At 56.4% G+C, this 23,953-nt stretch carries 18 protein-coding genes and 1 pseudogene; 10 read left to right on the top strand and 9 right to left on the bottom strand.

Annotated elements, in window-relative coordinates; all coding sequences use genetic code 11:
• Window positions 1-17 precede the first annotated feature (17 nt).
• Window positions 18-635, bottom strand: a complete 618-nt coding sequence (locus ACMHXI_RS07850; RefSeq protein WP_256873022.1) for a response regulator transcription factor — start codon at window positions 633-635, stop codon at window positions 18-20.
• Between the two features lie 236 nt (window positions 636-871).
• Between ACMHXI_RS07850 and ACMHXI_RS07845 the strand changes: the two genes are divergently transcribed.
• On the top strand, window positions 872-2,638 hold the full coding sequence (locus ACMHXI_RS07845; protein ID WP_413734652.1) for a PhnD/SsuA/transferrin family substrate-binding protein: 1,767 nt from the start codon (window positions 872-874) through the stop codon (window positions 2,636-2,638).
• A gap of 83 nt (window positions 2,639-2,721) precedes the next feature.
• Here ACMHXI_RS07845 and ACMHXI_RS07840 read toward each other — a convergent pair whose 3' ends face one another.
• Window positions 2,722-3,633, bottom strand: a complete 912-nt coding sequence (locus ACMHXI_RS07840; RefSeq protein WP_025010203.1) for a LysR family transcriptional regulator — start codon at window positions 3,631-3,633, stop codon at window positions 2,722-2,724.
• A 119-nt stretch (window positions 3,634-3,752) separates the two neighbouring features.
• Here ACMHXI_RS07840 and ACMHXI_RS07835 point away from each other — a divergent pair.
• The 3 genes and pseudogenes from ACMHXI_RS07835 (at window position 3,753) to ACMHXI_RS07825 (ending at window position 6,460) form a co-directional block, all read left to right on the top strand.
• Window positions 3,753-4,859, top strand: a pseudogene (locus ACMHXI_RS07835) (alkene reductase).
• Window positions 4,856-5,437: an ester cyclase gene (locus ACMHXI_RS07830; protein WP_162887853.1), complete on the top strand. Its 582-nt coding sequence runs from the start codon at window positions 4,856-4,858 to the stop codon at window positions 5,435-5,437. Before ACMHXI_RS07835 ends, ACMHXI_RS07830 begins: the two are co-directional and overlap by 4 nt.
• 12 nt (window positions 5,438-5,449) lie before the next feature.
• Window positions 5,450-6,460 (top strand): polysaccharide deacetylase family protein, encoded by a 1,011-nt coding sequence (locus ACMHXI_RS07825; RefSeq protein WP_413734607.1) that lies wholly within the window; start codon window positions 5,450-5,452, stop codon window positions 6,458-6,460.
• 88 nt (window positions 6,461-6,548) lie between these two features.
• On the opposite strand, the gene ACMHXI_RS07820 is transcribed toward ACMHXI_RS07825, so the two are convergent.
• From ACMHXI_RS07820 to ACMHXI_RS07805, 4 genes are all read right to left on the bottom strand, one after another.
• Window positions 6,549-7,691: a putative sulfate/molybdate transporter gene (locus ACMHXI_RS07820; RefSeq protein ID WP_025010200.1), complete on the bottom strand. Its 1,143-nt coding sequence runs from the start codon at window positions 7,689-7,691 to the stop codon at window positions 6,549-6,551.
• Between the two features lie 276 nt (window positions 7,692-7,967).
• Window positions 7,968-9,368, bottom strand: coding sequence for a tetrathionate reductase family octaheme c-type cytochrome (locus ACMHXI_RS07815; protein ID WP_144221245.1), 1,401 nt, complete (start codon window positions 9,366-9,368; stop codon window positions 7,968-7,970).
• Window positions 9,369-9,380: 12 nt separating this feature from the next.
• Window positions 9,381-11,108: a DUF3373 domain-containing protein gene (locus tag ACMHXI_RS07810; protein ID WP_025889623.1), complete on the bottom strand. Its 1,728-nt coding sequence runs from the start codon at window positions 11,106-11,108 to the stop codon at window positions 9,381-9,383.
• Window positions 11,109-11,228: 120 nt separating this feature from the next.
• Window positions 11,229-11,555, bottom strand: coding sequence for a c-type cytochrome (locus tag ACMHXI_RS07805; RefSeq protein WP_025010197.1), 327 nt, complete (start codon window positions 11,553-11,555; stop codon window positions 11,229-11,231).
• A 568-nt stretch (window positions 11,556-12,123) separates the two neighbouring features.
• On the opposite strand from ACMHXI_RS07805, the gene phsA reads away from it, so the two are divergent.
• The 4 genes from phsA (at window position 12,124) to traF (ending at window position 17,274) form a co-directional block, all read left to right on the top strand.
• On the top strand, window positions 12,124-14,403 hold the full coding sequence (phsA, locus tag ACMHXI_RS07800; protein ID WP_208156954.1) for a thiosulfate reductase PhsA: 2,280 nt from the start codon (window positions 12,124-12,126) through the stop codon (window positions 14,401-14,403).
• A 12-nt stretch (window positions 14,404-14,415) separates the two neighbouring features.
• Window positions 14,416-14,988, top strand: coding sequence for a 4Fe-4S dicluster domain-containing protein (locus ACMHXI_RS07795; RefSeq protein ID WP_025010195.1), 573 nt, complete (start codon window positions 14,416-14,418; stop codon window positions 14,986-14,988).
• Entirely contained in the window at window positions 14,985-15,929 is a 945-nt protein-coding gene (gene nrfD, locus ACMHXI_RS07790) for an NrfD/PsrC family molybdoenzyme membrane anchor subunit (RefSeq protein WP_208162688.1), read from the top strand. Before ACMHXI_RS07795 ends, nrfD begins: the two co-directional genes overlap by 4 nt.
• A 151-nt stretch (window positions 15,930-16,080) precedes the next feature.
• A complete protein-coding gene (gene traF, locus ACMHXI_RS07785) occupies window positions 16,081-17,274 on the top strand; it encodes a conjugal transfer protein TraF (protein ID WP_413734603.1) in 1,194 nt (397 codons plus the stop codon).
• Between the two features lie 2 nt (window positions 17,275-17,276).
• Here traF and ACMHXI_RS07780 read toward each other — a convergent pair whose 3' ends face one another.
• Both ACMHXI_RS07780 and metJ read right to left on the bottom strand, forming a co-directional pair.
• Window positions 17,277-18,020, bottom strand: coding sequence for a sulfite exporter TauE/SafE family protein (locus ACMHXI_RS07780; RefSeq protein WP_025010192.1), 744 nt, complete (start codon window positions 18,018-18,020; stop codon window positions 17,277-17,279).
• Between the two features lie 76 nt (window positions 18,021-18,096).
• Window positions 18,097-18,411: a met regulon transcriptional regulator MetJ gene (metJ, locus tag ACMHXI_RS07775; protein ID WP_025889629.1), complete on the bottom strand. Its 315-nt coding sequence runs from the start codon at window positions 18,409-18,411 to the stop codon at window positions 18,097-18,099.
• Between the two features lie 215 nt (window positions 18,412-18,626).
• On the opposite strand from metJ, the gene metB reads away from it, so the two are divergent.
• Window positions 18,627-19,787, top strand: a complete 1,161-nt coding sequence (metB, locus tag ACMHXI_RS07770; protein ID WP_413734601.1) for a cystathionine gamma-synthase — start codon at window positions 18,627-18,629, stop codon at window positions 19,785-19,787.
• A 16-nt stretch (window positions 19,788-19,803) separates the two neighbouring features.
• A complete protein-coding gene (locus ACMHXI_RS07765) occupies window positions 19,804-22,203 on the top strand; it encodes a bifunctional aspartate kinase/homoserine dehydrogenase II (protein ID WP_413734599.1) in 2,400 nt (799 codons plus the stop codon).
• A 697-nt stretch (window positions 22,204-22,900) separates the two neighbouring features.
• Here the strand turns inward: ACMHXI_RS07765 and ACMHXI_RS07760 are convergent.
• On the bottom strand, window positions 22,901-23,917 hold the full coding sequence (locus ACMHXI_RS07760; RefSeq protein ID WP_039034405.1) for an IS110 family transposase: 1,017 nt from the start codon (window positions 23,915-23,917) through the stop codon (window positions 22,901-22,903).
• Window positions 23,918-23,953 lie beyond the last annotated feature (36 nt).

Here is a 23,953-nt window from a genome sequence, read left to right as displayed (position 1 = left end):
TCGCACCCGGAAGAGGGTCAAACCAAGGGGGTGAACTTAATCAGTTCGGCAATACTGTGAACACCAAGCTTTTTCATGATCTTGGCGCGATGCACTTCTATGGTTCGCAGCGACAGATAGAGAGCTTCGGACATCTGTTTATTGGTCATTCCCTGCACCAGCAGCTGCAGTACCTGCTGCTCACGCTCGGTCAGGGTGGCGTATTTCTGCTGTAGTTGCTGCTGTTCATGGGTCTTGAGGCTGTAGTCGAAGGCTTTTTCGATGGCGGCGGCCAGCGCCTTGCCGGCAACCGGTTTCTGGAAAAAGTCGCAGGCTCCCTGACGAAAGGCGTCAACGGCCATCGGCAGATCGCCATGGCCGGTGAGAAAGATGATCCCCAAGGGGCTGTTGGCCTCCAATAATCTCTGCTGTACCTGCTGGCCGGTGAGTTCCGGCATGCGGCTGTCGAGGATTACGCAGCCAGGCGCCTCCAATTCGGCGGCCTGGAGAAATGCCTGGCCGCTGTCAAAGGCTTGCAGCCGGTAACCGAATTGGCTCAGCATAAAGCCAAGTGAATCCCGGACGGCGGCATCGTCGTCCACCAAATAAAGCGCTGTGTCAGTCACATACTTGCCTCTCTCGGGTGAATAAGCCAATCCTAATCTTTGTCGCGACTGGGCTCAAACCCGGTTGTTGGCTTTTAGAGCCAGATCACTGAGGTGTTGGCCGACATTTGCCCTCCATCAAGTTATTTTTTCGCCGTCTGTATTAGCTTATCTTCATGGATGAAAGGGGAGTTGGAATGGCCAGAATATTAATCTTGATACTGTTGTTGGGGGCCGGGTGTGCTTCGGCTTCGGCGCAACTGTATGAACCGGCGACCGATGCCGAAATGGGTGACGAGCCCATAGAGGCTGTGTTTCGGGTCGGGGTACTGGCCAATCACGGGGTTGCCCAGGCAAAAGAGAGATGGCGCCCCATGATGCGTTATCTCAGCCAACAGCTGCCCGGCAATCGTTTCGAGGTGGAGCCGCTGACCTTTGATCAAATGAGCCAGCAACTGCTGGAGCACAGGATCCACTTTATTGTGACCAACCCGGGGCAGTATCTTAGTCTCAGCAGCAAGCTGCCCCTGTCCTGGCTTGCCACCATGCGCAGTCGCAAGCATCAGGGAACCACCTTTGCCATCAGCTCGGCGATCATAGTGCGGGCCGACAGCCCGGTGCGTAATATTGAAGAGCTGCGTGGTGCCACTGTGGTGGCCAGCGATCCTCAGGCGCTGGGGGGATATCAGGCGACAGTAGGCTTGCTGAATAAGCGTGGCTTTGCCGCCAAGCGTTTTTTCGGCGAGGTGCGTTTTCTGGGGTTTCCGCTGGAGCCTCTGGTTTACCAGGTGCGTGACCGCACAGTGGATGCCGCCATCACCCCCTTCTGTACCCTGGAAGAGATGGTGGAAACCGGCTTGGTGCAGCGCCTGGACTATCGGGTGATCAACGGCGTCAAGCCCGAGGGCTATGACTGTGAAACCAGCAGTGCCCTCTATCCCAACTGGTCATTTGCCGCCTCGGACCTGGTGCCCAGCCATATCACCCAGGCGGTGACCCGGGCGCTGTTCGACTTGCCTTCCGACTCTGAAGCGGCGATCAAGGCCGACACCATGGGCTGGACAGCTCCTATCAGTCAGCTCAAGGTGATCAAGCTGTATGAGGAGCTTGATCTCCACGGCGGCCCACCCCCTTTGTATGAAGCCGCCATCGACTGGGTACGCAAGAACAAGGAGTGGGGCGGAGCGCTGCTGTTACTGTTCCTGATCTCCACTCTCTACCACCTGTGGCTGGAGTACAAGTTCCGCCAGAAGAGCGAATTCTTGCTGGCAACAGAGCGACAGCTGCGGGATAAAGAGTTGCAACTGGAACGAATGCAGAGTGCCGCTATTCTGGGCGAAATTGGCGCCGGGCTGGCGCATGAGCTCAACCAGCCGATTGCCGCCATTACCCAATACAGCGAAGGCGCCATGATGGTGCTGGAGCAGCGCGCCGCCGAGGGCTGTGGTGAGCGCGCCGATGCCATGCGTGAGGTGCTGACCAAGATCAATAATCAGTCTATCCGCGCAGGAGCCGTGGTGCATCGTATTCGCGGTTTGCTGCGTCGGCGCCGGGCCGAATCTGAGCCTGTGGTGATAGAGTCGCTGCTCAGGGATGCACTGGCGTTGTTTCAGAGGCCGATGGAGCAGCAGGGCGTCGAGCTCAAAATAAGTCGCCGCGGGCCGGAGCGGCCATTGCTGGGGGATGCAGTGGGGCTGAGTCAGATGCTGGTTAACTTGCTGAAAAATGCCATGGATGCCCTGGATGCGGTATCGGGTAAAAGGGAGATCCAACTCAAACTCGACTATCAGGCCGCGCCCCCAGCCGTCGGGACCAAGGGAGAGTGGTTGCTGTTGGAACTCTTGGATACAGGCACGGGGTTGAGTGCCTCGGCGGCGGAATTAATGCTGTCTTTCGCCACCACCAAGGAGGATGGTTTGGGGCTGGGATTGGCTATCTGCCGCGACGTGGTGACCCAGCATAATGGTCATCTGGAGCTGGAAAACCGCCGCGAGTACCGCGGCTGCCGAGTGCGAGTGTGGCTGCCTCTGGGGGCAACAGCCCTGAGCGAATAGAAAGCCCTGAGCGAGAAAAAAGCCCTGAGCGAATAGAAAGCCCGGCGCTAATCCCGGCAACGTTGCGCAAGAATGGGCTCGGTTCAAATCAACGGAAAGCGCCGCTCAAATGTTTGAAACCTGTCGGCCAGAAAATCTATCACCCGCCGCACCTTGAAGCTGGGGTAGTCGGTGTGCAGGTACAGGATTTGCAGCGGCACAGTCTCGCATTGCTGGGGCGAAAAAAGGTTAATCAGTCGCCCGGCATGCACATCTTCGGCGACATCCAACCAGCTCTTGAAGGCGATGCCCTGGCCCTCCAGGGCCCAGTCGCGAATGACGGCGCCATCATTGGCTATTCGCCTGCCTTTCACCTCGACGGCCAATGGGTTACCGGCTTCCGTGAAGCCCCAGCGTTGCCAAGGCTCGCCGCCACGATTGAGGATCAGCACCTTATGTTGGCTCAGTTCATGGGGCGTCTTGGGCCGACCATATTGGGCCAGATACTCAGGCGAGGCCACCGCCACCCTGTGCACATACAAGAGATGCCGCCGCATCAGGCTGGAGTCGCTCAAATGGCCGTACCTCAGTGCCAGGTGAACATTCTGGCCGATGAGATCTGTCAGCTGATCGCCGAAGAAATACTGCAGTGACAACTCGGGCGCCCCGGCCATCAGTTGGTCCAGCCAGGGACGTATCAGGCTGCGGCCCAAGTCCGAAGGCAGTGCCAACCTGACTTCTCCTTTGAGCTCGCCGCGGCTTTCCGCCAACGCCATGGCGGCGTTGTCCAAAAGCCCCATCGCCTGACGGGCGGCATCGACAAACACTTGTCCCTCTTCGGTGAGCTGCAGTCGCCGGGTGGAGCGGGCAAACAACTGGCTGCCCAGCTTCTTTTCCAGCCGCTGCAGTGCGGCACTGGCGGCGGCCGGGGTCATGCCCAGCTCGCGTCCGGCGGCAGACAGGCTCTGAAGTTCGGCCACCCGTAAGGCCAGTTGCAGATCATTGAGATGATACATTCAAAAATTATTTGAAAATAAGTTAAGTAATAGCCCAATTATCAATCAAGTTCGAAAGATAGACAATGAGCCTGTGAAGTGTTCCGGCGAGCTCGCCATTCAGTCATCAGGAGTTTCATATGTCACTGTTCGTTCCATATTCCCTCAAGGGATTGTATCTGTCCAATCGGGTGGTCATGGCCCCCATGACGCGTTCGCGTACCAGTCAACCGGGCAATATTCCCAATGCCATGATGGCGGAATACTACCGTCAGCGCGCCTCGGCAGGGCTTATCATCACAGAAGCCACCCAGATTTCCGACGACAGCCAGGGCTATTCCTTTACACCTGGGATCTACACCCAAGAGCAGCTGCAGGGATGGCGTTTGGTTACCCGCGCCGTGCATGACGCCGGTGGACGAATCTTCAATCAGCTTTGGCATGTTGGCAGGGGGTCTCACCCCGTGTTCCAGAAGGGAGATGCGCCGATAGCCCCTTCGGCCATAGCACCGACGGCGACTCAGGTGTGGGTTTCAAACGGCAGTGATGGTGGCCAGATGGTGGATTGTCCGGAACCCAGAGCCATGACCCAGGCTGATATCGACCGGGTTGTGAATGATTTTGCCAATGCCGCAGTCAATGCCGTTGAAGCGGGTTTTGATGGCATTGAGGTACATGGTGGCAACGGTTATCTGATCGATCAGTTTCTGCGGACCAACTCCAATAAGCGTAACGATGCTTACGGCGGCACTAAGGCCAACAGAGTGCGTTTCCTGCTGCAGGTGGTAGATGCCATCGCCGAACGCATAGGCCCGGAGCGGGTGGGGATTCGCCTGGCGCCCTATGTCACCTTTAAGGATATGGCTTGCCCGGAAATCGTCGACACCATACTCCTGGCGGCGGCCGAGCTTAACAAGCGAGGAGTCGCTTATCTGCACTTGTCTGAAGCCGATTGGGACGATGCGCCTGAGATTCCCGAAAGCTTTCGTCGCAGCCTGCGTCATGCCTTTCCAGGCTGCATCATAGTGGCCGGTCGCTACGATCTTGAGCGCGCCTAGACAGTATTGGAGCAAGGCTATGCCGATCTGGTGGCCTTTGGTCGCCCCTTTATCTCCAACCCGGATCTGCCCAAACGTTTACAGCTCGGTAAGCCGCTGGCGCCGCTCGGCACTGGCCCACTGTTTGGAGGCGGCGCCGAGGGATACACAGATTATCCGGCGTTGCAGACTCTTGAGGTGGGTCAATGAAGCGGGAAAGCCTGGCGCTCAATGCGTCTCGGGCCGTGAGCCGCGCCGCCATTTGGCCGGCCTTGCTCTGTAGCGCTCTGGCCTTAAGTGCTGCATCAGTAGTGGCCAGACCGGCTGCTTTGGCAACAAACCTGCCAGTGCCCAAGGTTCTGGTGACAGATGGCAGTCAGGCTGAGGCCGAGATTGTTCAGGCGGCCCGTCTTTACGCCGCATTTTGGAACAGTGGCGATCCGGCCTTTGCCCGTGAAGCCCTGAGTGAGCACTTTGTCGATCGTACGCTGCCAAGCGGGCGGCCCCAGGGACTTGGCGGGGTATTACAGGCATCAGAGGGCTTCAGACAGGCGGTGCCGGATCTCAGTGCTGAGATTGAGCATCTCCTGGTGGCCGATGACTATGTCACTGTGCGTCTGAGGTTTCGTGGTCATTTCAGTGGCCAATTTGGCGAACAGCAGGGTCAGGGGCAGGCGATAAATTTTCAGGCGGTGGATCTCTACCGGGTTAAGCAAGGCCGTATTACAGACAACTGGCATCTGGAAGACTATCAGAGTCTTTTCTCCCAGATGAATCTCAAGCCTTAAGGAGCAAAGAGTATGCATTCACGCAGACAATTTTTAATGGCCGGCGGCGCTCTGGCTGCCGGTTTGGGTCTAAGTCAAACCGCCGTGGCCGCTGGTGGTATGAGCACGCCCATGTTGCTTCCAGGGGCAGCGGCCGCTGATGGCAAAAATAACCCAGCAGGCAAGCGCCATTTCTGGCCCAATGGTGAGCGCCTGGTTATCTCCATCTCAATGCAGTTTGAAGCGGGAGCCCAAGGGGCAAATGCCGAAGGGCCGTTTCCCCCCATGGAGCCGGGTTATGTTGATACCATCACGCCGACTTGGTACGCCTACGGCATGAATGAGGGGATCCCTCGGCTTTTGCGGCTGTGGGACAAACACTGTATCAAGGTGACGTCGCACATGGTGGGGCGGGCTGCCGAACTGGCTCCTGAGCTTGCCAGAGCCGTGGCCGAGCATGGTCATGAGATCTCCGGCCATGGTCAGAGTTGGACGCCGCAGTACAGCATGAGTGAAGCCGAAGAGCGCGCCTCCTATGAGCAGAGTATTGCCACTCTTGAGCGGATCACCGGCCAGCGGCCGTTGGGGTTCAACGCCTTTTGGATGCGGCATACCCCCAAGACGCTGGAGATACTGCAGCAGCTCGGTTTTATCTACCACATAGATGATCTGGGGCGCGACGAGCCGTCGCTGATCCCTGTCAAAGGAAAGCCGTTTGCCGTGGTGCCCTATAGCCTGCGCAACAACGATATAGGTCGCTTCGGCGGCAATACAGCCATGACAGCCGCGGCCTTCCTGCAGGAACTCAAGGATGAATTTGACTGCCTTTATCTCGAAGGGGCAGACCGCAGACGCATGATGTCCATCAGTGTTCACGACAGGATAGGCGGTGCCCCCGGAATCGTCAGCGCACTCAATTCCTTCCTCGAGTATGCCAAGTCTCATGCAGATGTCGGTTTTATGCGTAAGGATGAGATTGCCAGGTGGGCCTTGAGCCAAAACGATGTACCGCTTAATCCGCCGCGACGCTTTCCGGCAGGCTAAGTGGCCCGGCAGATAACGCCTTCCATCGACTCTAAAGCCACCATCCCGGGCTCAGTTTGAACCGGGATGGTGGCTTTGTGGATTGAGATCAGCGCAGTGCGCTCAGGGTTTGCCACTGACGGCGGCCGAATTCCAGCACCACACCTACAGCCAGACCGGCGGCGGCATTGACGGCCAGGCTCACCACAGCGGTCGCCAGGATAACAAAGATACAGAAAGGCTTACCGTCCAAGAGGCGTTTGGACCAGGCCAACTGCAAGCCGGCGGTGGACAGCAGACTACCGAGAATAGCCAGCGGAATAAGGCTCAGCAGCCAGGCCACGTTTTCCCCCCAGGAGAGGGCTATTAGCAGGCAACTGCCGCCGAAGATCAGCGGCGCCCACAGGCGGCGGGCACCGAAATGGTATTGCACCGCCAACCCACCGGCACCGTGGCACATGGCCGAAGCACCGAAGGGGCTCAGCAGCAGATTGGCCAGGCCAGAGCTGGTGGCAAAGGCCTTGGGGCTGAAACGCTTGCTGTCTTCGGGGAACTTCTCTTTGGCCATCACTGAGGTGGCGATAACGGCATTGGTCAAAGTCAACGCCAGTTGCGGCAGCACCAACAGGGTCGCCGCGGCGCCCCAGTCATTTAACTCGGGCCAGCTCAAGTGCCAAGGCGTGTTGTTGAACACAAAGCTGCTGTCGCTGCCGCCTTGCTGGTATTGCCACAGCATGCCGAGGGCGATCACCAAGGGCATGGCCAGATAGCGCAGCGGGATAAAGCGGGCAAAGAAAATCAGTGCGAAGGCGCCGAATCCCAGCACAGGCTCGTCGGCCATCATCTTGAAACCCATCCACAACAGCTGCAGCCCTATGGCCAGTTGGATACCGACACTGACAGCCTGGGATATTTGCCGCGACAGCCAACTGATGGCGCCGGAGGCCGCCAGTACCAGCAGTATTACTCCCATCAGCATGGCGCTGGCTTGCATCATGCCGGGTGTCAGCCCCTGGGCAATGACCAGGGCGGCAATCACCTTCATGGGTTGCACGGGAATGGGGCGGCGATAAAACAGGGCGGTGGCCAGGGCAAAGAGACCGAAACCGAGAAAAATGCCTTGGGGAGAAAACTGATTCAGGGCGATCAGCCCAAGCACCAGAGGGAGAAAGGTTCCCAGATCGGCAAAGGCGCCGCTGAGCTCACCCAGGGAGCGGTTTAATGAGGAAAAAGTCTTGCCGTTTGTTGTCATTGCACTTGCCACAGAAAAGGATGCCCAGACAACGCAAGAAAAATGCCATTTTTTGTAGGGAGTTGCATCACCAATGACCCGAATTTACCGTCATAGTCTAATTCAGTGTAGTGCCGCTTGGACACTTTGGCCCGATTCTGGGTCTAAATGTCTTTTTTGGGGATAAGTGGCATCTCGTTTGGAGAGTACCAGATGAGAGAGTGGCAGATGAGAGTGACCGGCTCCCGGGAGGCAGGGAGATGCGGGAGCCGGTCTTCAGGGCTTGCCTGAATCGGATCAGCGGGCGTGGCGGACGCCGCCTTTGTGCTTCATGGGGTCGCCCTCATAGCCCAGCGCCTGCCAGTCGAGGCGGTCACCGCCATTGTGGCAGTCGACGCACTTGAGCGCTTCACTCTTGGGCGAGACCATGTGGTTGATACGCCACCACATTTCGGTTTGAGCAAAGCCGTACTGACCGCTATAGCTGATGCCCTTGGCCTGCATGGGCTCGCTGGCGGCCATCCCTAAGCGAATCGCCTTATCCCAGTCAAACTCAGACCAGAAACCGCCCTTGCCATAGGTCTTGGGATTGAGCAGCACCTTGTTGACCTTGTCGTACACCTGCTTGCCTGTGTGCACCTTGAAGGGGTAGATCTTCGCCTTGGGATCCTGAATGTCACCCAGGGGGAAGGTCAGACGGGTGACCTGCTCGGGATCCATCTTGTCACCGGCCATATAGGCATCGGCACGGCCGTTGTACCAGGCGTAGCTGGGCTTGACCATCTTGCCCCAAACGAAGCTGCCCTTTTTCTTGGCGTAGCTGTGACGACCATATTGATCCAGGCTCTCTTCCCTGTCTTCACCGGCAGTTGACCAGTCCCAGTGCAGCTTGGTGGGTTCATGGCGGGCAAAGAAGGGAATGTGGCAGGTCTGACAGGCCACAGTGGCTGCGTGCTTGTTCAGCTGTTTGTTGCCGTGTGGTGCACTGTCGTGGCAATTGTCACAGCCGATATGATCTTCACCGCCGGGGGACACACCCATGGCGTTACCGCTGATCATATGCTTCTGGGTGGTGTGGCATTCCTGACACTGGAAGTCATTGCCATCGCTGTCCATATGCACATCCGTGGCCTTATCCGGGTAGGCCATGGAAGAGTCGAGATCGCCATGCTTGACCGCATCTCCTCCGCCACCGTAGAAGTGGCAGCTGCCGCAGTTATCCCGCACCGGCTTGCCGACATTCTGGGCGACCCGCAGCAGATCCACTGTCTTGAATACCTCTCCGGCCGCGACGGGATCTTTAACATAGGTGCCCGTGGTGTCATGGCACACCAGGCAGTCCACCTTGGTCTTGTCCTTGAAGTCGAAGCTGTTGTCTTTCCAGCCGTAACCGGCATGGCAGCCGGTACAGCGAGGTTCGTTACCGGCGATGGAAACACAGAAGTTGTTGATGGAGTTTTTCTTGCCCCGTTTGACTGTACGTCCGGGCAGTTCCTGCTCCAGCTCCCAGGTCCAGTGGGATGACAGCATAAAGTCATCGGCATCTTTTTCATGGCACTCAAGGCAGGCCTGGGTCACTTCCGAGCCTGTGTTGAAGGGGCCCTTGAGCACCTCTTTGTGGGGGCCTCCGGCCTGGGCTGGGCTCAGGAGGCCGAGCCAGAGTGCCGTGGCTATAAATGGCAGATAAAATGTTTTCATCTGTGTTCCTCCCTAGAAATTCACTGTCAGTGAGGCGTTGATATCCAGCGCCGTATCCACCACGGGCAATAACGAATAGGCGCTGCCGTCCAGCACTTCATCCACCTTCACAGGTGCACCCACGGGCGTGCCCGAGCCAGTGTATTCATAGTCGTAGTAGAGCCCCGCCAGCTTGATAAACATCCTGGGGTTGATGTCGAAGATGTAGTAGGCCTCGGCCACATGGCCGCGGGTGGCCAGTTTGCTGCCGACCGGGTCGTCCTGGGCCTGGGTGAAGGGCGTCCAGTACTTGGAGCCATAGTTGTATTCCAGACCGAACTTGCCGTAAGGCGCCGGGATCTGCATGCCGATATAGATGCCGTAACCATCGTGGGAGGCATCGGACTCGGCGCTGGATGGCACCAGCAGCAGTTCATCGCCACTGCTGTTGAGCTCTGCCTGGAACACGGCGTCGGTCAACATGCCGCCGAACATGCCGGCGTTGCCGTTGCTCTCGCCGCGGGTCCAGCCGAAGGAGGCAAACAACTTGAGATCGTCATCGGATTCATAGGCATAGCCCAGGCCGCCCAGGTACATGTCGCCTATGACCCCGCTGGGTTGCACCCGGGTAACAAAGTTGAAGTTGTCGAATTTCTGCAGATCGCTGTAGAGGGTGGGGGCGAAAATCCCGGCCAACTCGTTGGGGAAGGCCATGGTGCCCTTGAAGCCGTCGTTGATATCCCGCGCGGCAAACAGGGTCAGCTGCAGGAAGTGGTTACCGTCGTTGATCACATCAATGTTGAAACCGCCCAGATGGGTGTCCTTGCTGACGGTATCGCCATAGAGCTCGCCGTTGCCCCATTGGGACTCAAAGCCCTGACCGTAACAGAAACGCACCACCTGGCCTTCTATCCCTGTGAGCTCTCCAAGCTTGTAGCCCAGAGTGGCGCCGTCAAAGTTGAAGTTGACCAGGTGCCCGGAAGGGGTGCCGCCACGCTTTTCATTTTCCCGGTAGTGGCTCGGCGGACCATAGGTGGAGGGGCGACGGCCGACAGACAGATAAAACTCGCTGCCGCCGATGTTTTTCCAGTCAAAGTAGGCGCGCTCGACCCGCAGCCAGTCGCCGCTGGGGTTGCCTGAGTTGGTGCCGTCCATGGTGAAGGAACGCCAGGAATCAAACACCTGCACACCGGTGGAATCGCCCCAGTCCTTGAACATTGTCAGGCGTCCGGCAAAGCTGACGTTGTCCCACACCTTGGCCTTGAGATCGAGCCGCAGCCGGGTGGTGTAGAAGATGTCATTGTCTATGTCGCCACTGCTATAAGGCGCCAGCACATAGGGCATAACGCCTTGCAGTTGTCCCTGGGCAAAGGCGTTGGCCAGCTCAGGGTTGGCGGCCATCATCTTGCCAAGGGGCGAGGTGGGGTCCATGGGGTTGCCCAGTTCGCCGGCCATGGCTTTGGCGCCGAAGTCGTTGAAGTCCATCTTGATCGCCGGATGCCAGGTGACATTGCCATAGTGCAGCGAGTGGGCTCGGGTGCGAAAGTCGCCGCTGATCTCCAGTCGATCGAGCGCCGTGTGCCGCTCTGTTTTGTCCACCCGGCTGTTGAGTATATCCAGCTCTTCGGTGATCTCCTGCAGTTGCTGTTTAAGCTCGCGGATCTTGGTGCTGTCATCCAGTTCCCCGGCCTGGAGCTGGGGGCTGCCCAGCAGAGCCAAACCCAGTGCCTGGGCCACCGCCAGTGCGATAAGAGTACGCATAGTTGATTCTCCTGACCGGCCTTGCCGGTCGTTTTCAGGCAGCAAGCAGCCCTGGGGTAACCCCATACTTGGCTTGCAAGCCGTAAATTTAGTTAAGTGATTGGCGCCTATGCGCTCGGATCAACCGCAGGTCTGGGGTTGATCCGAGTCGGCGGCATGGTCGTACAGGAACTGTTGAATATCCTTGAGTTCCTGCTCAGTTAAAGGCTGAAACGCCTCGGGTTTGGCTTTGTGTTTGTCTCTGGCGAAGAATCTGTCCCATTGGCTCATGGTCTTGCTCATGGGAGTCAGTTCGCCGCCTATGCCAGCTTTGCTGTGACACTCTTTACAGACTTTTTTGTACAAGTGTTTGCCTTTCTTGGGGTTGCCGCCGTCGGCTGCGGTGGCGCCTGTGGCCAATGCACAGGCTAAAAGCAGAAGGCCGAGTTTGCTGCTGGTGTTCATCATCTATTCCTCTGGGGTGACCGCCCGCTCCGTTAATGGGCTGTTATTTTATGTGTCCTTGCGGTTGTCAATTTAGCAATCCTGAGGTGCGTCAGCTTTGAACTGGATCACCTTCATAAAAATAATCTAATTGATAAAAATATCATTGAAATAAATCTAATGGATTGGGTGGTTTTATATTTACAATATATTGATTTATTTTGTTTTTAATCTTTATCTGTTGACCTGTTAGAGACGCCGTGAGTGGGATTTATAGCGGTTTTTTAGGCGTGATCAGCTTAACGTTTGTGAATATTTGTCGCGGCTAAAGTTGCATTTGTTCACTCCTGGGGTGCATCTACAGACTCTTTTCTCATCAATCCGGGGCAGGATTCCCTTCACACTTTCACGCCCTTTCCGGCGTCTTTGCGGGGGCTGGATCACACTCGCTCCCCCTATGTGGTTTACCACAATACCCACAGGAATTTAATGGGTAAACAATGAGCTCAAGCCGCTGTAGTCAAGCGGAATCCAATTCAAACAATAACCTGTGTGAGCGACCTTTTCCCAAGGGGAGAGGATGGAGGTAACCATGATAGAGCTTGATAGGCGCACCTTTCTGAAAGGGGCTGGAGCCGGAGGGGCAACCTGTGCCCTGGCCGGAGTTCTGCCCGGTTCGCTGGCGGCTTTGGGGCGTAGCCCACTGACCGGCAGTGCCACTGAAATTGCCAGTATGTGTGAGATGTGTTCAACCCGTTGCCCGATTTCGGCGCGGATAATCGACGGCAAAAACGTCTTTATTTCTGGCAACAAAGAAGCCAAATCATTCGGCGGTAAGGTCTGTGCCCGTGGCGGCGCCGGCCTTAGTTTATTGTACGATCCACAAAGGATTGTCAAACCACTCAAGCGCGTCGGTGAGCGCGGTGAAGGCAAGTGGGCCGAAATCAGCTGGCAGGAAGCCTATCAAACCATCGCCAGCAAGCTGAATCAAATCAAAGCCGAGCATGGCCCTGAAGCCGTGGCGTTTTCCTCCAAGTCAGGCTCGCTGTCCGGACACCTGTTCTATTTGGGGCAGGCTTACGGCAGCCCCAACTCCTTTACCCATAACACCACTTGCCCAGGCGGTTATGTGGTCGCCGCCAAGGCGATGTTCGGTACCAAGGTGAAGCGGGATCTCTCCAACTCCAAGTACATCATCAACTTCGGTCATAACCTCTATGAGGGGATCAATATGTCCGAGACCCGAGGTCTGATGAAGGCCCAGGCCGACAAAGGCGCCAAGTTGGTGGTGTTTGAACCCAGGTTCTCTGTGGTGGCCGATAAGGCCGATGAGTGGTATGCCATTCGTCCCGGCTCGGATGTGGCCGTGGCCCTGGCGCTGTGCCATGTGCTGATTGCCGACAACCTTTATGACAAGGCCTTTATCGAGCGCTATGTTGAAGGTTTTGAGGCCTTTGCCGCCGAGGTTAAAGCCTACACCCCTGAGTGGGCTGAGAAAATTTCCGACGTACCCGCCGCAGATATCCGCCGTATTGCTCACGAGTATGCCGCCGCTGCGCCCCATGCCGTGGTCGACTTTGGCCACAGATCTACCTTCACTCCGGAAGAGTTCGATATGCGCCGGGCGCTGTATGCCGCCAACGTGCTGATCGGCAACCTGGAGCGTAAGGGTGGCCTCTACATGGGTAAGAAGGCCGGCAGCTACAACAAGTTTGCCGGTGAGGCTGTGGCCCCTGAGCTGGGTAAGCCGGGCGTCAAACTGCCCAAACCGCAAGCCAAACGCATCGACCAGATGGATGAACAGTTTGCCATGGCCTGGTCCGGCGGTGGTATCTATCAGTCAATCATAGATGCGACTCTGGAAGCCAAGCCTTACCAACTGCGGGCCTGGGTCATGAGCCGCACCAACCCGATGCAGACCATGACCGACCGTGCCAAGGTGGTTGAGAGCCTGAAGAAGATGGAGTTTGTGGTTTCCTGTGATGTTTATATCAGTGAAACCGCCGCCTGGGCCGACATCATACTGCCCGAGTGCACTTACCTGGAGCGGGATGAAGAGGTGGCCGACAAGTCCGGCAAGAACCCGGCCTACTACCTGCGTCAGCAAGTGGTGGATGTGATTGGCGATGCCAAGCCTTCCTGGCAAATTTTCCGTGAACTGGGCATAGAGATGGGCCTGGAGCAGTACTATCCCTGGGAAAACATGGAAACCCTGCAATTCCTGCAGGTGAATAAAGACGCCAAGCTGCTGCAGCACATCAAGGACAAGGGCTTTGTCAGCTACGGCAAGCCGCTGATGCTGCGCGAACCCAAGATGGTGGCCGATTTTGTTGCCGCATACCCCAACGCCAGAGCCATGGATGAAGACGGTACCTACGGCAGCGCGCTCAAGTTCAAGACCCCCAGCGGCAAGATTGAACTGACCTCAGCCAAGGTGGAAGACATGGCGCCTGGACGCGGCACTATCGCCTATCGCGAAGTGACCCTGAAACAGCCGGACGAGCTCTACTTTATTCAGGGCAAGGTGGCGGTGCATACCAATGGCGCGACCCACAATGTGCCTATGCTGGCCAACCTGATGTCCGACAACGCCGTCTGGATCCACCCGGACACCGCCGCCAAGCATGGCATTGAGAATGGGGATGCCATTCGCCTCACTTCCAGTGTCGGCAGTGAAGAGGGCCATGCGCTGGTGACCAAGGGCATACGTCCCGACACTGTGTTCGCCTACATGGGCTTTGGCTCCAAGAACAAGGAGCTGGCACGGGCGACCGGCAAGGGCGTGCACTGCGGCAACCTGCTGCCCAACGTGACTGCACCTGTGTGCGGTATGAACGTACACACCACAGGTGTGAAGCTGGAAAAGGCATAAGGGGAGGCGAAGATGACTAAAAGATATGTGATGGTGCACGACGAGAATAAGTGCATCGGCTGTCAGGCCTGTAACGTCGCCTGCCGCAGCGAAAACGGTGTACCTGAGAGCGTAACCCGCCTGCAGGTACGGGTAGAAGGTCCATTCGGGGATGCGCCGCATCTGCACTTCAAGTATCACAGGGTGTCCTGTCAGCAGTGTGAAGATGCCCCTTGCGTCAAGGTCTGCCCTACCGGAGCGGCCTATGTGGGCGAGGATGGCATAGTCTCCATCAAGGCGGAAAAGTGTGTCGGTTGTATGTACTGTGTGGCTGCTTGCCCCTACAAAGTGCGCTTTATGAACCCGGAAACCAAGGTGGCCGACAAGTGCAACTTCTGTAAGGACACCCGACTGGCGCGCGGCGAACAACCCGCCTGTGTGACTGTGTGTCCCACAGACGCCCTGGTGTTCGGTGATGCCAACGAGGCCGGCAGCGAGGTGGCGACTCTGCTCAACACCCGCGTGACTTATCAGGACAAGACCCATCTGGGAACCAAACCCAGAATCTACCGTATTCCTGTCAAGAGAGGGGGGATCCAATCATGAACAATACTTGGGGCGATATGACGCAATACGACCCTGTAACCTGGCACTGGGTCATAGCCGTTTACCTCTTCTTGGCGGGGTTGTCGGCGGGTAGTCTGTTGATTGGGATCGGGCTGCGTTGGGTGCAAAACAAGACAGAGGGTGACAGCGGCATTCTCAAGGCCGCAGCCTTGATAGCGCCAGTGGCTATCTGTCTGGGGATGCTGTGTCTGGTGTTTGACCTGACCAAGCCATTCCACTTCTGGCTGATTCTGATCAACTATAACCTGACCTCTGTCATGTCCATCGGGGTGTTGGCGCTGTTGGTTTACATTCCGCTGACCTTTGCCTATGCGCTGGTCGTGCTGAAAGATGATCTCGGCAACTGGGGCCTGGGTTTCCTCAAGGGGATTGCGGAATCACTGACTGGCCTGCGCAAGACCATGGAAGTGCTGCTGTTCGTGCTGGCAATTGTCGTGGGTGCCTATACCGGCTTCCTGATCTCCGCCATGAACGCCTACCCCATGCTGAACACTGCCGTCTTACCGGCACTGTTCCTGGTGTCCGGCTTGTCGGCCGGTGCGGCAGCCAACGCGGTAGTAGCGCTGCTGCTGTTCAAGACAGACAAGCACTGCTCACAGCTGGGACGGATGCATGGTTTGGAATTGCCGGTAATGGTGGCAGAAATCCTGTTCCTGTTTATGCTGTTCTGCGCGCTCTACTTCAAGGGTGGCGCTGCTGCCGCCGCGCTGGCATCACTGACAAGCGGCGTCTGGGCCAGCGTGTTCTGGATTGGGGTTGTGGGTATAGGTTTTGGTATCCCGCTGCTTTCCATGCTGTTGCTGCCGGCGAGTACCCGTCACACCAAGGGAGCCATGCTGGCGGTAGCCTGCTGCAGCCTGACCGGCGTGCTGGCACTTAGACACTTTATTCTCTATGCAGGTCAGAGCTATCTTGGTTAACAAGCACTTCTGAACCTGTTTGAGCCTCAGCCCGTATCATTTGGTACGGGCTTTTTTGTGTTTGATGCCATAGTTTCATCGAGATTTGGACTATCTTTAACCCAGGTAACCGCGTGTGTCAGGTTACAGATAAAAGCAAGAGGGTGATGAGATGAAACTGAGTCTTTTGACACTGCTTACCACGGGACTTGCCAGCACGCTGGCACTGGCTGGGCAGGATGTTTATGAGGCCCGCGCCGATGCCATGGGCGGCGTTGCCGTGGCGGCTGGCAATCGTGAGGCGGCGGCCTTTTCCAATCCGGCGCTGCTGGCTTTGCCTTCGCGCCGCAGCAATGACTTCATTTTACTCATTCCAACCATAGGCGCCGATGGCGCCGATAAAGATCAGATGATCGATAAGTTTGATGCCCTGCAGGATAACTATGACGCCCTGGTTAATGCCATAGACGCCGCCGACACAGCGGCTATCGATGACTACCGAAAGCGCCTCAGTGGTGACTTGCAATCGCTGCAGGGCAATAGCGCTTACGTCAGTGCCGGTATCAATATGGCGTTGGTCATGCCCTCGGATGGTTTTAATTATGCCTTTGTATTCAAGAGTTATCTCGATGCCTTGGGAATAGCCGAAATCGCCGCCGCGGATATTGATGCCCTGGATAATCTGGACCCCAATAATCCGCCGGAAATCCAAGATTTGACCTCCCAGGGGCGAGTGGTGGCCGGGGCGGTTTCCGAGCTCGGGGTGGCCGTGAGCTATCCGCTATCTATTGTCAACATGCCGGTGACAGTGGGAGTCACTCCCAAGCTGCAACGGTTGGATAGTTTTAATTATGCTGTCAGCGCCAATAACTTCGATGCCGATGATTTCAACGATGATGATTATCGAAGCGATGACACTGGCTTTAACCTGGATATTGGTCTGGCATTCCAGCCATTGGATGGTTTGGTTATCGGTGTCAGTGGTCGCAACCTCATCAAGCGGGACTTGAGCAGCATAGAGGCCGGCGGTGTGCAGCTTACCTATCAGGTGAAACCTATGGTTACCGCAGGGGTGGCCTATGACTGGGCAGCCTTTTCACTCAGCAGCGACTTGGATCTTACCGACGACGACAAGTTTGCCGAGCTTGAGGGCAGCCGCTATTGGCGTTTAGGCGGTGAATACCGGCCTACCGACTGGGTTGCTTTACGGCTCGGTTATCGCCAGGATCTCAATGATCACACCGCCGATCTTTATTCACTCGGGACAGGGTTCGCCATAGGCAACAGTTTCCGGCTGGATCTCACCGGCATGTTTGGCAGCGATGACGCCATAGGCGGCGTACTGCAAACCAGCTATCACTTCTAAAATTAACCGTTGATGAGCGCCAGGCTTGATTTGATGGTCAGCAACAGGGCGCTCAACGCGCACAGCGCCAGCGTCAGGACTCGGGTCTTCTCTTTATCCACCCGGCCCACCAAGCGGCCAGCCACCAGAAAACCGAGAAATACCGAAGGCAGCAGCAACAGCGAAAGCCATAGGTGTCTCAAGGTCAAGAGGCCAAAACAGCCGAGAATAATCAAGGCTATCAATGAGCTGAAGATGAAGAAGGCCGACAGCGCTGCGCGGAACTGACTGGCATCCTTACCCGCCAGCAGCAGGGCCATCGGCGGTCCGCCTATGGCGGCCACGGTACCGAAGATCCCGGAAAATATCCCGGCAATAAACAGGCTGAGGCGGTTGATCTTGATGCTGTACTTTCTAAGGCTGAGGAATACGGCTACGGCCACAATCAGGGCTATGGTCAAGCCCAGAATAGGCTGCGGCGCCAGCAACAGCAGGGTGGCGCCAATCAGGCCGCCGGGAAGCCTTCCCAACAAGGCATATTGCAGGCCGTTGAATTCCAGGTGGCCACGCTCGCGTACCAGTGTCAGCAGGGCGATGGAAAACCCCATGGCGATAACTGGGGCAGGAACCAGTTCCGGATCGACGATATACAGCAAAGGTGTGGCTACCACGGCCAAGCCAAAGCCTATCAACGACTGGGTCAGGGCGCCGGTAAATATGATCAGGGACGCCAGTAGCAGGGTGACGGGATCTATCAGTGACAACATTCGCAAGCCCCAAAAAAGACAAGGATCGCACCGCGATCCTTGTTCAACTATAAGGTAATTCTGAGGGACAACACACTTACTCCATGTCTTCCCATTCTATGCCCATGGCATCCATCATGCGCTTGGCCTCTTCCGGGATGCTGTCGGGTTTGTCTTTGGACAAATCCCCATCGTTGGGCAGTGGCTGGCCGGTATAGGCATGCAGGAAGGCTTCGCACAGCAGTTCGCTGTTTGTGGCGTGCCGCAGGTTGTTTACCTGGCGCCGGGTGCGCTCATCGGTCAATACTTTCAGCACCTTCAACGGAATAGAGACAGTGATTTTTTTCACTTGCTCATTCTTCTTGCCGTGTTCGGCATAAGGGCTGATGTATTCGCCATTCCATTCAGTCATTGATTCACCTGTGATCTCACTAATTCGCAGCAGATTTTAAACCCTTACAGGATACAGTCAAATGATTGCCTGCAAAATCTGTGCAATATGAACAGAAATCCATACATTTGGACGTCCAAACGTCTTGATGCCTATTGACGGCTGGATGGTCATTGGTTAGATTTAGACGTCCAGACATCTTTATGGTGTCGAACCTCAGCATTCAGGAGTCGATTATGACAGAGCGGCGATTAGCAACCACAGCGGTCCGGCAGGGCATCGAATCAGACAGCCAGCACGGGGCCGTGGTGCCACCCATCTATCTGTCGACCAACTATGCCTTTGATGGCCACACTCAGCCAAGAGCCTTTGATTACAGCCGCTCGGGTAATCCTACCCGCTCCATTCTGGGGGATGCCTTGGGGGAGCTGGAACAGGGCTGCAGTGCGGCAATCACAGCGACCGGCATGGCGGCCATTACTCTGGTGGTCAACCTGCTGGGGCCGGATGACCTCTTGTTGGTGCCCCATGACTGTTATGGCGGTAGCTATAGGCTGTTCACCAATCTGGCTGCCAAGGGCCAGTTTCGCTTGCAGGTTTTGGATCAAACCGACCCGCAAGCACTCGCCGCTGCCATGGCGCAAAAGCCGCGCATGGTGTGGCTCGAGACTCCGTCCAATCCGCTGCTGCGGGTAGTGGATATTGCTGCTATTGCCGAGGCGGCCCACCAGCAGGGCGCATTGGTGGTGGTCGACAACACTTTTTTATCGCCGGCGCTGCAACAGCCTTTACTGTTGGGGGCCGACATAGTGGTGCACTCGACCACTAAATACATCAATGGCCACAGCGATGTGGTGGGCGGCGCCGTGATTGCCAAAGATCCTGAACTGGCAGAGCAGCTGCACTGGTGGTCCAACACGCTCGGGCTGAGCGGTGGCGCCTTCGACAGCTACCTGACCCTGCGTGGCCTGCGTACTCTGGCGCTGAGGATCCGCGAGCATCAGGCCAATGCCGAGCGCATAGTGGCGCTGCTGAGCCAGAGTCCCGTGGTAGACAAAGTTTACTATCCGGGGCTTAAGAGCCACCCAGGTCATGAGATTGCCGCCAGGCAGCAGAGTGGCTTTGGCGCTATGCTGAGTTTTGAACTCAAGGGTGATGAGGCGCAGGTGGTTGCCTTCCTCGGCGCGCTCAAGCTGTTTTCCGTGGCCGAGAGCCTGGGAGGGGTTGAGAGCCTGGTGGCCGTGCCCGCCACCATGACCCACAGAGCCATGGCGAGTGAGGCTCGCGCCGAAGCCGGTATTAAAGACACGCTTATCCGCTTGTCTGTGGGTATAGAGGATGGCCGGGATCTGCTGGACGATATCGCCGCCGGATTGGCGGCAGCCGCAAACTGTTGAATTGAAGGAGCTTGAGATGGCACGTTGTCACCTACATAAGTTTGGCGGTTCCAGTCTCGCCGATGCCGATTGCTACCGACGGGTCGCCCATATTTTGCTAACCCATGGTCATGCCGATGATCTTGTGGTGGTTTCCGCCGCCGGCAAGAGTACCAATTTTCTCTATAAACTGCTGAACTTGAAGGAATCTGGCGCTCTGTGGCAGGAAGAACTACAGGTGCTTGTCGGTTATCAGCAGAATCTGATTGAACAGCTGCTGGGCAATGAACAGGCACGCCAGCTGCGGGAGCGTCTGTCTACAGATAAGGCGCAACTGGCCAGTTTATTGTCCTTGCCTGAACTCAGCGAATACCAATGCAATCAGGTGGTGGGTTTCGGCGAACGCTGGTCGGCCAGACTGATGGCGGCGCTGCTGCGGGAGTCCGGTGTTGCCGCTTCCCATGTGGATGCCCGCAGTTTATTGATTGCCGATGAGGGCGCAGTACCCAGGATTCGCCTCGATGAGTCCCGTGAAAGGGTGCAGCGGCTGCTGGCCGAGCATCCCGATGAGCGCCTGGTGATCACCGGCTTTATCTGCGCCAATAGCCAAGGCGAAACTCTGTTGCTCGGTCGCAACGGCTCCGACTTCAGTGCCACTCTTATAGCCAGCCTGGCCGATATCGACAGGGTCACTATCTGGACAGATGTTGAAGGGGTGTTCAATGCCGATCCCAACAAGATTGCCGATGCCAAATTGCTGAGTAGCATGTCGCTGGCTGAGGCCGACCGCCTGGCGCGGCTCGGCTCCCCGGTACTGCATTGCCGTACCCTGCAGCCGTTATTTAATACCGATGTCAGCCTGGCGGTGCGTTCGAGCTACGCCTCGCATACCGACTTTACCCTGATAGCCCCCAAGAGTGATGCCGCAAGCGCCCCTGTGGTGACCAATCTCAATCAGGTGTCCCTCTTGAGCCTGGAGTTCAATGGCACCCAGGCTCAGACTCAGACGCTCGATGCGCTCAATGAGGCGGGTTTGACCCCGCTGGCCTACTGGTCTCAAGGGCAACACAAACTTGAGCTGGCCTTTACTCCCGAATTATCCCGCCAAGTCTGGCAGTTACTGGAAGCGCAGACATCCCAGCTTAAAATTCAAAGTATTACCGAGGACAGAGAGCTTGGGCTGGTGGCCCTGGTAAGCAGTGGCGCCGGCAGTTATCGCCGTAGTTTTGCCCGCTTGCTGAGCCGTGAAGCGCGGCCTCTGTATCAGGACCAACTCAGCCTGGTCACCCTGGTACCCAAATCTCAGGTGAACCTGTTGACCCAGAAGGTGCACAGGCGCTGCGCAGGCCCCCGCAAACGCATAGGCGTTATTCTGCTGGGGGTGGGTAACATAGGCGAAGCCTGGGTGGAGTTGTTCGGCCGAGCCCGCGACGGCCTCAAACGTGAGCTGGAGGCCAGTGTTGAACTCCTGGGCTTGGCGAGTTCGAGCCGTGCCTGGATCTGCAATGAAGGGATCTTTGGAGATGACTGGCAGGCAAGGTTTGAAGCCGAAGCCACCCCTTGGCAGTATGAACATCTGTTCGAACAGCTTGCGTTGCTGCAAGCCGATGAACTGGTGGCGCTGGATATCAGTGCCAGCGCCGGACTGACACTACAGTATCCTGAGTTTTTTGCCCGTGGAATTCATATGGTCAGTGCCAACAAGTTGGCCGGCTCCGGGCCATTGCCTTTCTACCGCGAGCTGAAACAGCAGTTGGGTAACCGCCGACTGTTCTGGCGTTACAACGCCAGTTGCGGCGCCGGGCTGCCGGTGCAGCACGCGCTCAATGATTTGCACAACAGCGGCGACAGGGTAGAGGCTGTCGGCGGTATCTTCTCCGGCACGCTCTGCTGGCTGTTTGAGCATTTCGATGGCATCAAACCTTTCTCCGAGCTGGTGTTGCAGGCCAAAGAGCTGGGGATCACTGAGCCGGATCCCAGGGACGATCTTTCCGGGCGTGACATGCAGCGCAAGCTGTTGATTTTGGCTCGTGAAATAGGTCTGGAACTGGAGCTTGAAGATATTCGCTTAAGCTCTCTGGTGCCTGAGGCGCTGGCCGATATTCCGCTGGATGAGTTCTTGCAGCGGATCCCCGAATTGGATGCCACTCTCGCGCAGCAGTTTGCCGCCGCGGCCGAGCAAAACAAGGTGCTGCGCTATGTGGCTTCACTGGAGCAGCAAGATGGCCAGGTTAATGCCGAAGTCTCTCTGCAATGGGTCGAGCGTCAGCATCCATACGCCAATCTGACCCCGGGAGATAATGTGTTTGTCATCCGCTCGGCCTTCTACCAGGGTAATCCGCTGATCATTCGCGGCCCAGGTGCCGGCAGGGAAGTGACTGCCGCGGCAGTACAGTCGGATCTGGTGCAGATCTGTCGCGATCTGCTGCAGGAGTAGGACTGGTATTAGCGTCATATTTGAAGCTGGTGGGCTCTTGGCTAGGAAAAGCCTGTGTGAGTGGCCGTTCTCGGACGTGCTGTCCTTCACTGTATTCGGGCTTTCAGTCTATCCGCACCGCGGGTGACGGGCTTGCGGTTTAGCTGGAAGCTGAGATCAAGTTTATTGGTGAGCTTTGGCTTAAAGCCATGCTAGCCGCTGTGCCAGCGGCCTAAAGTCGTGGTGCAAGTGCATCCATGCACAAGGACCAGTTCGTCATCCCTGGCTCTCGCTCGAAAGCACGTTGCTTACCAACTCTCGCCAAACCACACCGGGCAAGGGGCTTTGCTTGTCCAAAGCCCCTTGCATCCCCAAGGACACCCCAATGTAGCCGAAATCCCCGCTGGCTTATGAAGCAAATTGGCTACACTCAGGACTCGCCAAATGCATATATGGACCCATCCCGTTTGCAAGACTTTTGATTTCAATTTGAGAAGAGTTCATTGCACCCATATATTCGGCCTGTTACTGAGTTAAATCTCTGGCCCTGATGGATATGTGCTTCTACTTTCCTCATCATCCTTGCGGCTTCACGATGAGCCTATGGATTCAACAGGTTTTAAGTAGAACAGTCTGACTGTCTCATCATCAAATCAATTGTCACCGCAACTTGGTGATAGGTTGGCATTATCTTACTTCACAACCTGATTTATAAGCTTCATGTCGCCGGCCGATACGTTTCTTCTTTGGCCGCTATGACCCAGGCAATTCTGGCAAGCTTGTTGGCTACTGCAACGCAGGCGCGATTAAAGCCTCGACGCTCCACGAGGGCCTTCGCCCACAGGCTGAGCTTATCGGTTTTGTGCTCGCAGTGACGCAAAATGGACCTGGCACCATGAATGAACAAGGTTCGTAGATAGGCATTGCCTCGCTTACTGATCCCCAGCAGATTATCCTTGCCGCCACTGCTGTGCTGCCTGGGCACCAGACCGCACCAAGCTGAAAAATGGCGGCCATTGTGAAATGCCTTCCCCTCCCCAACAGCGGCATAAAATGCCGTCGCAGTGACAGGACCAACCCCCAAGACGGTGCCTAATCGTTGGCAGATAGGATTATCAGCATTTTCCTGCAATACCTGCTTTTCACACCCTTTCAGCCTGTTCTCAAGTTCGACAAACTCATTATACAGTCCATGGAAAATCGCTCGACCTTTGGCTGTGAGTGCATTCTCACCGTCTTCCAAAATGTCGGGCAATTGACTGCGAAAGGCCGTTTTTCCCTTTGCCAGCACGATGCCATATTCGGCCAACATGCCTCGAACCTGATTCACCAAGGCGGTGGTTTGCTGTGTGAGTCGCTCACGAACCCTGTGCAACATCTGCACATCTTGTTGTTCGATAGATTTGGCGGGCACGAAGCGCATGTTTGGTCGCTGAGCCGCCTCCGCTATGGCAAGGGCATCGTTGTAGTCATTTTTATTTCCCTGCCGATAGGGAATGACATATTGAGGAGGGATCAACTTAACCTGATGACCAAGGGCAGTAATTTCCCTGTTCCAATAGTGAGCGCCACCACAGGCTTCAATCGCGACCAGGCAAGGTTCCAACTTAGCGAAAAAACCGAGTACTTCTTTTCGTTTAAGCATTTTCTTGCGCACCAGCTTACCTGCTTTGTTGACCGCAACAGCGTGGAACACCAACTTTGCGATATCCAAACCGATGGTTGTAATCTTCATAGTGGACCCATCCTCTTTCCAGATGACTTTCAACAA

It is taken from the genome of Shewanella sp. BJSY2023SW005 (assembly GCF_047314585.1).
Taxonomy (GTDB): Bacteria; Pseudomonadota; Gammaproteobacteria; order Enterobacterales; family Shewanellaceae; genus Shewanella; species Shewanella algae.
The sequence above is the reverse complement of the archived record's forward strand: the minus strand, read 5'-3'. Positions and strand labels throughout refer to the sequence as shown.